10 protein-coding genes are annotated in these 12,871 nt (G+C 66.1%); 7 read left to right on the top strand and 3 right to left on the bottom strand.

Going from position 1 to position 12,871, the window contains the following annotated elements:
* The first annotated feature begins 296 nt into the window (after nucleotides 1-296).
* Complete coding sequence (locus WS95_RS17940) at nucleotides 297-521, top strand: hypothetical protein (RefSeq protein WP_034208193.1); 225 nt, start codon at nucleotides 297-299, stop codon at nucleotides 519-521.
* 120 nt (nucleotides 522-641) lie between these two features.
* On the opposite strand, the gene WS95_RS17935 is transcribed toward WS95_RS17940, so the two are convergent.
* Nucleotides 642-2,870, bottom strand: coding sequence for an NADP-dependent isocitrate dehydrogenase (locus tag WS95_RS17935; RefSeq protein ID WP_059824904.1), 2,229 nt, complete (start codon nucleotides 2,868-2,870; stop codon nucleotides 642-644).
* Nucleotides 2,871-3,153: 283 nt separating this feature from the next.
* On the bottom strand, nucleotides 3,154-4,410 hold the full coding sequence (gene icd / locus WS95_RS17930) for an NADP-dependent isocitrate dehydrogenase (protein ID WP_006478026.1): 1,257 nt from the start codon (nucleotides 4,408-4,410) through the stop codon (nucleotides 3,154-3,156).
* Nucleotides 4,411-4,685: 275 nt separating this feature from the next.
* On the opposite strand from icd, the gene WS95_RS17920 reads away from it, so the two are divergent.
* The 6 genes from WS95_RS17920 (at nucleotide 4,686) to WS95_RS35770 (ending at nucleotide 11,851) form a co-directional block, all read left to right on the top strand.
* Entirely contained in the window at nucleotides 4,686-5,264 is a 579-nt protein-coding gene (locus WS95_RS17920) for a pseudouridine synthase (RefSeq protein WP_059824902.1), read from the top strand.
* A gap of 282 nt (nucleotides 5,265-5,546) precedes the next feature.
* The gene (locus WS95_RS33575; RefSeq protein WP_011352970.1) at nucleotides 5,547-5,762 is read left to right on the top strand and encodes a hypothetical protein; all 216 of its coding nucleotides are present in this window, start codon (nucleotides 5,547-5,549) and stop codon (nucleotides 5,760-5,762) included.
* A gap of 160 nt (nucleotides 5,763-5,922) precedes the next feature.
* Nucleotides 5,923-6,423 carry a DUF192 domain-containing protein gene (locus WS95_RS17915; protein ID WP_059824900.1) on the top strand — a complete coding sequence of 167 codons (501 nt, stop codon included), beginning with the start codon at nucleotides 5,923-5,925 and terminating at the stop codon, nucleotides 6,421-6,423.
* 228 nt (nucleotides 6,424-6,651) lie between these two features.
* On the top strand, nucleotides 6,652-8,763 hold the full coding sequence (fusA, locus tag WS95_RS17910; RefSeq protein WP_059782232.1) for an elongation factor G: 2,112 nt from the start codon (nucleotides 6,652-6,654) through the stop codon (nucleotides 8,761-8,763).
* A gap of 162 nt (nucleotides 8,764-8,925) precedes the next feature.
* Entirely contained in the window at nucleotides 8,926-9,936 is a 1,011-nt protein-coding gene (locus tag WS95_RS17905; RefSeq protein WP_034208199.1) for a HoxN/HupN/NixA family nickel/cobalt transporter, read from the top strand.
* Between the two features lie 292 nt (nucleotides 9,937-10,228).
* Nucleotides 10,229-11,851 carry a hypothetical protein gene (locus WS95_RS35770; protein WP_082746946.1) on the top strand — a complete coding sequence of 541 codons (1,623 nt, stop codon included), beginning with the start codon at nucleotides 10,229-10,231 and terminating at the stop codon, nucleotides 11,849-11,851.
* A gap of 27 nt (nucleotides 11,852-11,878) precedes the next feature.
* Here WS95_RS35770 and WS95_RS17895 read toward each other — a convergent pair whose 3' ends face one another.
* Nucleotides 11,879-12,724, bottom strand: a complete 846-nt coding sequence (locus WS95_RS17895) for an aldo/keto reductase (RefSeq protein WP_059824898.1) — start codon at nucleotides 12,722-12,724, stop codon at nucleotides 11,879-11,881.
* Nucleotides 12,725-12,871: the final 147 nt, after the last annotated feature.

Below are 12,871 nucleotides of genomic sequence, written 5' to 3'. Positions count from 1 at the left end.
GCGTTATAAAAATTCGTGGTGCAGGGCACAAATTTCCCGTTTCGCGATGCCGAAAAACGTTCCGCAATACAAAACGACAGAAATAATTATTTGTTTTTAAACGAGAAATTTTGTTTGGAGAAGCCGTTCTACCTGCACCATCCGAACAGGTCGCGGACGTAGACTTTGTCCCATGCACTGACGCTTCGCCACGACGTTCGATACGAAACCCGGCGCAAGCAGCCAGTCGGGCCACAGCCGGCCGAGCCGGCAGGCGGCACAACAGAATCGCTCGTGATCAGAAAGGGAGAACGGAAATGAAGGGATTTCGCTTTGGTTCAGCGCTCGGGTCGTTCTACATCCTGCCGGCAAACGGCGGCTGGGAAGCGACGTTCGGCAACGCCCTGCTCGGCGCATTCTCGTGCCCGGAAGCGGCGGCCGACCACATCTCCCGCGGCGACTGCGCGCAACCGTCCGAACTGGACACGGCCACGCTCGAAGTGCCGGACGAAATCGCCGAATGGGAAATCGTTCACGTCTGAATGGCAAGCCTGCAACGACAAACGCCCCGGGCGACCGGGGCGTTTTTCTTGAGTGCCGGGCGGCGAACGGTTCAACCCGCCGCGCCCGCACATGCATCGGCTCGCGCGATCGCGCGGGCGTCAGGCGACCGCGTCGACGATGCCGTTCAGCGTCGCGCTCGGGCGCATGGCCTGGCTCGTCAGCTCGACGTTCGGACGGTAGTAGCCGCCGATCGCCTGCGGCTTGCCTTGCGCGGCCGCCAGCTCTTCCAGGATGCGCGCTTCGCTGTCGGACAGCGCCTTCGCCACGCCTTCGAACTGCGCCTTCAGCGCGGCGTCCTCGGTCTGCTCGGCCAGCGCCTGCGCCCAGTACAGGCACAGGTAGAAATGGCTGCCGCGGTTGTCGAGGCCGCCGACCTTGCGCGCCGGCGACTTGTTCTCGTCGAGGAACTTGCCGGTCGCCTGGTCGAGCGTCTTCGCGAGGACGAGCGCCTTCGGGTTCCGGTAAGCGTTGCCGAGATGTTCGAGCGACGCGGCCAGCGCGAGGAATTCGCCGAGCGAATCCCAGCGCAGGAAACCTTCCTCGACGAACTGCTGCACGTGCTTCGGTGCGGAGCCGCCCGCCCCCGTTTCGAACATCCCGCCGCCGGCCATCAGCGGCACGATCGACAGCATCTTCGCGCTGGTGCCGAGTTCCATGATCGGGAACAGGTCGGTCAGGTAGTCGCGCAGCACGTTGCCGGTGACCGAAATCGTGTCCTTGCCCGCGCGGATGCGCTCGAGCGAGAAACGCGTCGCTTCGACGGGCGTCATGACGCGGATGTCGAGGCCGTTCGTGTCGTGATCCTTCAGGTAGCGCTCGACCTTCGCGATGATCTGCGCATCGTGCGCACGCGCCGGATCGAGCCAGAACACGGCCGGCGCGCCGGTCGCGCGGGCGCGGTTGACCGCCAGCTTGACCCAGTCCTGCACCGGCGCGTCCTTCGTCTGGCACATGCGCCAGATGTCGCCCGACTCGACCGCGTGCTCGAGCAGCACGTTGCCGGCTTCGTCGATGACGCGCACGACGCCGTCCGCCGGGATCTGGAACGTCTTGTCGTGCGAACCGTATTCTTCGGCCGCCTGCGCCATCAGGCCCACGTTCGGCACGCTGCCCATCGTGACCGGATCGAACGCGCCGTGCTGCTTGCAGTCCTCGATCACGGCCTGGTAGACGCCCGCGTAGCAGCGGTCCGGAATCACGGCCTTCGCGTCGTACAGTTGACCGTCCGGGCCCCACATGCCGCCCGAATCGCGGATCATCGCCGGCATCGATGCGTCGACGATCACGTCGCTCGGCACGTGCAGGTTCGTGATGCCCTTGTCCGAGTTGACCATCGCGAGACGCGGGCGCACCGCATACTCGGCCTTGACGTCGGCTTCGATCGCTTCGCGCGTGTCGGCCGGCAGATCCTTCAGGCGCGCGTACAGATCGCCGATCCCGTTGTTCGGGTTGAAGCCGACCTTCGCCAGCACGTCCGCGTGCTTCGCGAGCGCGTCGCGGTAGAACACCGACACGAAGTGACCGAACAGGATCGGGTCCGAGACCTTCATCATGGTCGCCTTCAGGTGCACCGAGAACAGCACGTCCTGCGCCTTCGCGTCGGCGATCTGCGCCTCGATGAAGCTGCGCAGCGCGTTGCGGCTCATCACCGATGCGTCGATGACTTCACCGGCCTTCACGGCCGTCTTTTCCTTCAGCACCTTCTTCGCGCCGTCGGCGGTCGTGAGTTCGATCTTCACGCTGCCGGCGTCGGCGATCAGCGCCGACTTCTCGCTGCCGTAGAAGTCGCCTTCGGTCATGTGCGCGACGTGGGCCTTCGACGTCGGCTTCCACGCGCCCATCTTGTGCGGATGCTTGCGTGCGTAGTTCTTGACCGACAGCGGCGCGCGGCGGTCGGAGTTGCCTTCGCGCAGCACCGGGTTCACCGCGCTGCCCTTGATCTTGTCGTAGCGCGCCTTGACGGCCTTCTCTTCGTCCGTCGACGGATCTTCCGGATAGGCCGGCAGCGCGTAGCCCTGCGCCTGCAGTTCGGCGATCGCGGCCTTCAGTTGCGGCACCGATGCGCTGATGTTCGGCAGCTTGATGATGTTCGCTTCCGGCTTCAGCGTGAGCTGGCCCAGCTCGGCCAGATCGTCGGAACCCTTCTGCTCCGACGGCAGGACGTCTGCGAAGGCCGCGATGATGCGGCCGGCGAGCGAGATGTCGCGCGTTTCGACGGCGACGCCGGACGAACGCGTGAAGGCCTTGACGATCGGCAGCAGCGAATAGGTCGCGAGCGCCGGCGCTTCGTCGGTGAGGGTGTAGATGATCTTGGGCGAAGTGGACATGGTGGTCAAAGCATTGCTACGTGATGATGGGACTGAGGAGCGCCGGCGGTAACCGGCGGGGAGCGACCGGGTCGATCGCGAAAGGGGCGCGCCGGTTCAGCCGGGCGGTGGTGTTGCGAGGGCCGTCATGGTCTACCTTGCAGGGCTTGCGGACCGCATCGCGGCGCCGCGGCCCGCATGCCGGGCCGCCCTGCCAACAAAACCTGCCATCCACGAAACGCTCCGGCGCCGGCAGTCAGCGCCGGGGCGGCCGGCAACCTGCCGGCCCACCCCGGAAGGGGTCTTACATGTTCTCGATCAGCACTTCGCCGAAACCGGAGCACGACACCTGCGTCGCGCCTTCCATCAGGCGCGCGAAGTCGTACGTGACGCGCTTCTGCAGGATCGACTTCTCCATCGCGGCGATGATCGTATCGGCTGCTTCCGTCCAGCCGAGGTGGCGCAGCATCATTTCCGCCGACAGGATCTCGGAACCCGGGTTCACGTAATCCTTGCCCGCGTACTTCGGCGCCGTGCCGTGCGTCGCCTCGAACATCGCGACCGAATCCGACAGGTTCGCGCCCGGCGCGATCCCGATGCCGCCGACCTGCGCGGCCAGCGCGTCGGAGATGTAGTCGCCGTTCAGGTTCAGCGTCGCGATCACGTCGTATTCGGCCGGGCGCAGCAGGATCTGCTGCAGGAACGCGTCGGCGATCGAATCCTTGATCACGATCTCGTTGCCCGTCTTCGGGTTCTTCACGCGCATCCACGGGCCGCCGTCGATCAACTCGCCGCCGAATTCCTTTTGCGCGAGCGCGTAGCCGGCGTCACGGAACAGGCCTTCCGTGAACTTCATGATGTTGCCCTTGTGCACCAGCGTGACCGACTTGCGATCGTTGTCGATCGCGTACTGGATCGCCTTGCGCACGAGACGCTCGGTGCCTTCGGTCGACACGGGCTTGACACCGATCCCGGAGGTTTCCGGGAAGCGGATCTTCTTCACGCCCATCTCGTCCTGCAGGAACTTGATCACCTTCTTCGCCTGCTCGGAGCCCGCGGCCCATTCGATGCCCGCGTAGATGTCTTCCGAGTTCTCGCGGAAGATCACCATGTCGATCTTCTGCGGCTCGCGCACCGGCGACGGCACGCCCTTGAAGTACTGGACCGGGCGCAGGCACACGTACAGGTCGAGCTCCTGGCGCAGCGCGACGTTCAGCGAACGGATGCCGCCGCCGACCGGGGTCGTGAGCGGCCCCTTGATCGACACCACGTATTCCTTCAGCACCTGCAGCGTTTCGTCCGGCAGCCACACGTCCGGACCGTACACCTTGGTCGCCTTCTCGCCCGCGAAAATCTCCATCCAGTGGATCTTGCGCTTGCCCTTGTAGGCATGCGCGACCGCCGCGTCGACGACCTTGATCATGACCGGCGTGATATCGAAGCCCGTACCGTCGCCTTCGATATAGGGAATGATCGGCTGATCGGAAACGTTGAGCGAGAAGTCCTTGTTGACGGTGATCTTGTCACCGCCCTCCGGAACCTTGATGTGCTGATACGGCATGATCGACTCCAGTGACGTGGCTGAGCAGGTGATGCTGGTCGAAACTGCGCGCGCGGCGGGGGCGCGGCATGGCCACCCCGTGACGGCAACAGCGAGCCGCTATTCTAGCGCCCCAACCGGGCACTTCGGCGCGAACCGCGGCACTGCGCATCGAGACCTCACTTATGTCTTATATAAGACAGAGGACTTGCCGTTCCGTATTATGCATTAAGATTCCGCCATTTGCCATAGACCGCCCGCCCCGGCTTCCTGCGGGGCGCCGGGCGGCCCCCGCCATGAACCTGATCGCCCTCAACAAGCCGTTCGGCACGATTTGCCAGTTTTCCGCGCACGAGACGCGGCCGTCGCTCGGCGACTGGGTAAAAACGCCCGGCGTGTATCCGGCCGGCCGGCTCGACGCGGACAGCGAGGGACTGCTGCTGCTCACCGACGACGGTGCGCTGCAGGCCCGCATCGCCGAGCCGCGCCACAAGCTGGTGAAACGCTACTGGGCGCAAGTCGAAGGCGCGCCGGGGCCCGCCGACCTCAAGGCGCTCGCACGCGGCGTCGACCTCGGCGACTACGTGACGCGCCCGTGCCGCGCCGAATTCATCGAGCCGCCCGACACGCTGTGGCCGCGCAATCCGCCGATCCGCTACCGCGCCGCGATCCCGACCACGTGGATCGAGCTGGCGATCACCGAGGGCAAGAACCGGCAGGTGCGCCGGATGACGGCGGCCGTCGGCTTCCCGACGTTGCGCCTGGTGCGCGTCGGCATCGGCGCGCTGGATATATTCGCGCTCGGCATTGCACCGGGCGAAACGATCACCCTGCCGCCACGCGCGCCGTGGGACGGTTTCGCGCCCGCCGGATGACGCATCCGGGACACGCGAATTTTTTCGTCATCTTTTTCGTCAACCGGCCGCGGAGATCGCGCGTTAAACCACGCAGATGCCAACCTTAGCTATCCGGCATTGGCAGCCGAACCCGTGTTTGCGTCACGAAAGCGACGTTTTATTCGAATACGATTCGGCGCCCGCAGCGCAAAGAGAAATTTCTCGAAGCGTCTGTCAACCGAAAGGTGGATGGCACCGTTAGACGACATGACTCCTATTGCCGGGTCATTTGGTTAATTAACTAAAGCTGAGGAACACAACATGAACAAACTGATCGCCGCTCTGGTCGCTGGCCTCTTCGCAACGGCTGCTTTCGCACAAGCTTCGGCTCCGGAAGCCGCTCCGGCAGCAGCAGAAGCTGCTTCGGCACCGGCTAAGCACGCTGCCAAGAAGCACCACGCTGCCAAGAAGCACCACAAGGCATCGAAGAAGGCTGCAGCAAGCGACGCAGCAGCACCGGCAGCTGCTTCGAACTAAGTAAGCAAGCTGTAATAACGCAGTCAAGAACACGCAGTTCTGCCGTTCTTACGGCGTTGAAAGGCAGATCACCGCAAGGCGATCTGCCTTTTTCTTTTTTGTGCCCGCCGGCGCGCATCGCGTACCATGCGGGTCTCGTTTTCCAGACAGGAGCCACGCTGTGCCATTCTCCCTGCGCCCGTCGCTCGGCCGCCTTGCGCGCGCCGCCGTGTTTCCCGCCGCCCTCGCCGTCCTCGCGCTCGGCATGCAGGCCGCCGGCGCGCAAGTGCCGCCCGGCGCCAAGCAGCCGAGCGAGTTCCCGCGCGTGAAGCTGCGCGCCGGCATGTACGTGATCGACGCGGCCGTCGCCGCCAACGACGCCGATCGCGAACAGGGGCTGATGTACCGTTCGCAGCTCGCGCCGAACGAAGGCATGCTGTTCGTCTTCAACGAGAACGCCGTGCACTGTTTCTGGATGAAGAACACGCTGATTCCATTGTCGATCGCGTTCATTCGCGCGGACGGCACGATCACCGACATCGACGAGATGAAGGCCGAGACGACCGACAACCACTGTCCGCGCAACAACGGCGTCTATGCGCTCGAAATGAGCAAGGGCTGGTTCGCCGCGAAGGGCATCAAGCCCGGCATGAAGCTCGACGGCCTGCCGCGGGCCCAGTAACGGCAACGGCCCGCGCGGCGGCATCGCGCCGCGCACCGACCGCAAGCCGGCCGCCCCGTGGCGCGCCGGCTTTTTTTCGCCCGCCGGCAGCGACGCACGCCTTGATTCCGACGGCGGCGGCCGCATCTGCAAAAGCCACGCGCAAGCGCTATGCTTGAAGTCTCGCTTGTTCCAGCCCGGGCCGGCTCCAGCCGGCCCGCTTACGATCCGAACCACCAGGAGGTTCACGTGCCCCGCAAAACCCCCATCGAGCGCTATCGAAATATCGGGATCAGCGCTCACATCGATGCCGGCAAGACCACGACGACCGAGCGCATCCTGTTTTACACCGGCGTGAGCCACAAGATCGGTGAAGTGCACGACGGCGCGGCCACGATGGACTGGATGGAGCAGGAGCAGGAACGCGGCATCACGATCACGTCGGCGGCGACCACGGCCTTCTGGAAGGGCATGGCCGGCAACTATCCGGAACACCGGATCAACATCATCGACACGCCCGGGCACGTCGACTTCACGATCGAAGTCGAGCGCTCGATGCGCGTGCTCGACGGCGCGTGCATGGTCTACGACTCGGTCGGCGGCGTGCAGCCGCAATCGGAAACCGTGTGGCGCCAGGCGAACAAGTACAAGGTGCCGCGCATCGCGTTCGTCAACAAGATGGACCGGATCGGCGCCGACTTCTTCCGCGTGCAGAAGCAGATCGGCGAGCGCCTGAAAGGCGTCGCCGTGCCGATCCAGATTCCGATCGGCGCGGAAGATCATTTCCAGGGCGTCGTCGATCTCGTGAAGATGAAGGCGATCGTGTGGGACGACGAAAGCCAGGGCGTGAAGTTCACGTACGAGGACATCCCCGCGAACCTCGTCGAGGTCGCGCACGAATGGCGCGAGAAGATGGTCGAGGCCGCGGCCGAAGCGAGCGAGGAGCTGCTCGAGAAGTATCTGCACGACCACGAATCGCTGACCGAGGACGAGATCAAGGCCGCGCTGCGCCAGCGCACGATCGCCAACGAGATCGTGCCGATGCTGTGCGGCAGCGCGTTCAAGAACAAGGGCGTGCAGGCGATGCTCGACGCGGTGATCGACTACCTGCCGTCGCCGGTCGACGTGCCCGCGATCCTCGGTCACGATTTCGCCGATCCGGAAAAGCCGGCGGAACGCCACCCGAGCGACGACGAGCCGTTCTCGTCGCTCGCGTTCAAGATCATGACCGACCCGTTCGTCGGCCAGTTGATCTTCTTCCGCGTGTATTCGGGCGTCGTCGAGTCGGGCGACACGGTGCTCAACGCGACGAAGGACAAGAAGGAGCGGCTCGGCCGGATCCTGCAGATGCACGCGAACGAGCGCAAGGAAATCAAGGAAGTGCGCGCGGGCGACATCGCGGCGGCCGTCGGCCTGAAGGAAGCGACCACCGGCGACACGCTGTGCGACCCGGCCAAGCCGATCATCCTCGAGAAGATGGAATTCCCGGAGCCGGTGATCTCGCAGGCCGTCGAGCCGAAGACGAAGGCCGACCAGGAAAAGATGGGCCTCGCGCTGAACCGCCTCGCGCAGGAAGATCCGTCGTTCCGCGTGCAGACCGACGAAGAGTCCGGCCAGACGATCATTTCGGGGATGGGCGAGCTGCACCTCGAAATCCTGGTCGACCGGATGAAGCGCGAGTTCGGCGTCGAAGCGACGGTCGGCAAGCCGCAGGTCGCGTATCGCGAGACGGTGCGCACGACGGCCGCCGACGTCGAAGGGAAGTTCGTCAAGCAGTCGGGCGGTCGCGGTCAGTACGGCCATGCGGTGATCACGCTCGAGCCGAACCCGGGCAAGGGCTACGAGTTCCTCGACGAGATCAAGGGCGGCGTGATTCCGCGCGAGTACATCCCGGCGGTCGACAAGGGCATCCAGGACACGCTGAAGAGCGGCGTGCTCGCCGGCTACCCGGTCGTCGACGTGAAGGTGCACCTGACGTTCGGCTCGTATCACGACGTCGACTCGAACGAAAACGCGTTCCGGATGGCCGGCTCGATGGCGTTCAAGGAAGCGATGCGCAAGGCCAAGCCCGTGCTGCTCGAGCCGATGATGGCCGTCGAGGTCGAGACGCCCGAGGACTTCATGGGCAACGTGATGGGCGACCTGTCGAGTCGGCGCGGCATCGTGCAGGGGATGGAGGACATCGCGGGCGGCGGCGGCAAGCTGGTGCGTGCCGAGGTGCCGCTCGCGGAGATGTTCGGCTATTCGACGTCGCTGCGCTCGGCGACGCAAGGTCGTGCGACGTACACGATGGAGTTCAAGCATTACGCGGAAACGCCGGCGAACGTGTCGGAAGCCGTGATCAACGCGAAGACGAAGTAAGCGCCGCGCGCGCCCCGGCGCATGTACGCGAAGCCCGTCCGGTTCCGGACGGGCTTTTTTTCATCCGGCGCGGCGCCTCGCACTCGCGGCGTATTGATCGGCGCGCCGAGCTTTTTTTCGCGTGCCACAATGGATGGCGAATCGTCAGATGGAACCCGCCCGATGCCGCCCACCCCTGCCCTGCGCCGCCTGCTGACCCTCTATGCCGGCCTGATCGCCGCGAACGTCGCCGTCTGGCTGTGGGCGCTCGCGGTGCTGCGCGACCATCCGCTGCTGCTCGGCACCGCGGCGATCGCGTACGGGCTCGGGCTGCGTCATGCGGTCGACGCGGATCACATCGCCGCGATCGACGTCGCGACGCGCAAGCTGATGCAGGACGGCCAGCGTCCGGTGAGCGTCGGCCTGTTCTTCTCGCTCGGCCATTCGACGATCGTGATCGCCGCGACGCTCGGCATCGCGCTGACCGCGTACGCGCTGCGCGACCGGTTCGATGCGTTCCGCGAGATCGGCGGCACGATCGGCACGGCGGTATCGGCCACGTTCCTGCTGGTGCTCGCGTGCGTGAACCTGATGATCCTGCGCGACGTGTGGCGACGCTATCGCGGCAAATCCGCGCACACGCACGACGGCGCGCATGACCATCGTCCCGCCGGACTCGTATCGCGGATGCTGCGCCCGCTGTTCCGGTTCGTGTCGAAGAGCTGGCACATGTATCCGGTGGGCGTGCTGTTCGGGCTCGGTTTCGATACTGCAACCGAAATCGGCCTGCTCGCGATCGCCGCCGCGCAGGCGAGCCAGGGGCTGCCGGTCTATACGATCATGCTGTTCCCCGCGCTTTTCACCGCCGGCATGACGCTGATCGACTCCACCGACAACGTGCTGATGATTCACGCATACGGCTGGGCAATGGACGATCCGCAGCGCAAGCTGCTCTACAACGCGAGCATCACGTTCGTGTCCGCGGCCGTCGCGCTGGCGATCGGCGGGATCGAGGCGGCCGGCCTGCTGGCCGACAAGCTGGCGCTGACGGGCCCCGTGCGCGACACGCTCGATGCGCTCGGCGAACGCTTCGGGTCGATCGGCTACGGCATCGTCGCGCTGTTCCTCGTCTGCTGGATCGCGTCGATCCTGTTCCACCGCTGGCAACGCGCGGCCGACGCGCCGGCGCGCTGAACGACGCTCCCGACGTTTCATTCCGGAAACAAAACGCTCCCCTGCGACGTTGCAGGCGTGGTCACACGACGGCGACCGCCTTTCGCCACGGGCCCGAGCGGCCGATGGCACGAATCTCGCAGATAGGGATTCGCACGGCGGGCCCGCGTGCCGATCCGTGTTCGCGGCTGGCGTCGAGCGTCGGCCCGGACGCGATCGGATCACGATAGGACAACGAATCTTTTACGCCCCCCCTGCACCACACGTAGATCGTCGCGCGGCAACGAGGCATCGCGCGCATGGGGAGGCCATGATGCATAAGACGAAACAACCGTTCCGCGCAGCGGGACGGCGCCCTCGTGCAACCTTGCTGGCCGCGGCCGCGTTTGCGTGCTGCTGCTCGTATGCCGTCGCACAGAACACGACGCCCGATGCCGCGCCCGACGCGAAGGCCAGCGCGGACACCATCATGACGCTGGTCGAGAACGCATCGCCGTGCGCCGCCAATCCGGCTGCGTGCGCGGTGCACGTTTATGCCGGCCGGGGCGTCGGTAATGGCGGTGCCGGCGCGAGCGGCAGCGGCAATGGGAATGGAAACGGCAGTGGCACCGGTAGTAGCGGTGGCAACGGTAGCGGCGGAAATAACGGGAACGGGGCCGTCGGACCGGCCGGTGTCGGTGGAACGACAGGCGGAACTTCAGGCAGTACGAGCGGCACGGGCCGGGGAGGCAATGCGTCGGGTAACGGTGGTTCGGGTGGTGGTAGCTCGGGTGGCGGCACTTCGGGCGGAGGCACTTCGGGTGGCGGTACTTCGGGTGCCGGCACCTCGGGTGGCGGCACCTCCGGTGGCGGTACTTCGGGTGGCGGCACCTCGGGCGGCGGTACTTCGGGCGGCGGTACTTCGGGCGGCGGTACTTCGGGTGGCGGTACTTCGGGTGGCGGTACTTCGGGTGGCGGTAGCTCGGGTGGCGGCACTTCAGGTGGCGGTACCTCGGGTGGCGGCCACGGTGGTGGTGGCGATGGTGACGGCGGCGGCCACGGTCATGGTGGCGGCCATGGTGATGGCGACGGTGATGGCGGCGGTCACGGCCACGGTGGTGGCCATGGCGACGGCGACGGTAATGGCGGCGGTCACGGCCACGGTGGCGGCCATGGCGACGGCGACGGTGATGGCGGCGGTCACGGCCACGGTGGTGGCCATGGCGACGGCGACGGTAACGGCGGCGGTCACGGCCACGGTGGTGGCCATGGCGACGGCGACGGTAATGGCGGCGGTCACGGCCACGGTGGCGGCCATGGCGACGGCGACGGTAATGGGGGCGGTCACGGCCACGGTGGCGGCCATGGCGATGGCGGCGGCGGTCACGGCAATGGCGGCGGCAATGGCGGCGGCAATGGCAATGGCGGTGGTGGTCACGGCAACGGTGGCGGCCATGGCGATGGCGGCGGCGGTCACGGCAATGGCGGCGGCAATGGCAATGGCGGTGGTGGTCACGGCAACGGCGGAGGCCATGGTGACGGCGGTGGCGGCCATGGCAACGGCGGTGGCAACGGTGGCGGCGGTCACGGCAATGGTGGCGGCAACGGCAATGGCAACGGCAGTGGCGGAGCCGGCAATGGCGGCGCTAACGGTGTCGGCAACGGCCGTGGTAATGGTGGCAATAGCGGCAGTGCCGGCGGCGGCGCGGGCAACGGTGGCGGAAACGGTAACGGCGGTGGAGGCGCGGGTAACGGTGGCGGAAACGGTAACGGCGGTGGCGGCGCGGGTAACGGCGGCGGGAGCGGCGGCGCCAATGGCACCGGCGGCCACGGCAATGGCGGCGGCAACGGTAACGGCAATGGCAGTGGCGGCGCCGGCAACGGCGGGGCCAACGGCGTCGGCAACGGCAACGGCGGCGGTCACGGCAACGGCGGATCGTCCGGCGGCAACCACTGACCCGAAGCGTTGCCCGGCCGAAGACGGTCAGAGCATCTCGAGCGCGCGCTTGCTGCGCGGCGGACGGAAATACGCGTCAAGCTGCGCGCGCTCGTCATCGCTCAACACGAAATCGAGCGCGGCACGGTTGTCGCGCACGTGTTCGATCCGCGACGCCTTCGGAATCGCGAATACGCCCGGCTGCGCGAGCACCCATGCCAGTGCGACGCGCATCACCGACACGCCGCGCAGCCGCGCGATTTCGTCGAGCGGCGAGCGTTTGGGCAGCCGCCCGTGATCGACCGGGCTGTACGCCATCGCCGGAATCCGATGGTCGGCCAGCCACGGCAACAAGTCGAATTCCGGGCCGCGTCGCGCGATGTTGTAGAGAATCTGGTTGGTTGCGCACGCACCGCCGCCCGCCTCGCCGACGAGTTCGGCCATGTCGGCCGTATCGAAATTGCTCACGCCCCAGTGGCGGATCTTGCCCGCACGTTGCAACGCGTCGAAACCTTCGACGGTTTCCTCGAGCGGCACCGAACCGCGCCAGTGCAGCAGGTACAGGTCGAGGCGGTCGGTACGCAGGCGCTTGAGGCTCGCGTCGCACGCGGCGACGACCCCGCGCCGGCTCGCATGGTGCGGATAGACCTTGCTGACGAGAAACACGTCGTCGCGCAGGCCCGCGAGCGCGTCGCCGACCAGTTCCTCGGTCGCGCCGTCGCCATACATCTCGGCCGTATCGACCAGCGTCATCCCGAGTTCGACGCCCTCGCGCAGCGCGGCGATCTCGTCCGCGCGCCACGCCGGCCGCTCGCCCATTTCCCAGGTGCCCAAGCCCAGCTTCGGAATCGTCTCGCCGTTCGGCAAGGCGACCGTGGCGATCGTGTCTGTCATGCGTTCCTCGTTGCGGATTCGTGGCCGCACACCGCGGCCGAAGCATCGGATACGACGCATCAGTGTAGTCAATCGGTGCGCCGCTGGCCTATTACACGGCAAAAACCGGCTATAACGGCGCGGCATGATGACTTAGAATGGCCGCAA

Origin of the sequence: Burkholderia sp. MSMB1826 (assembly GCF_001526325.1) — a bacterium.
GTDB lineage: Bacteria > Pseudomonadota > Gammaproteobacteria > Burkholderiales > Burkholderiaceae > Burkholderia.
The sequence above is the reverse complement of the archived record's forward strand: the minus strand, read 5'-3'. Positions and strand labels throughout refer to the sequence as shown.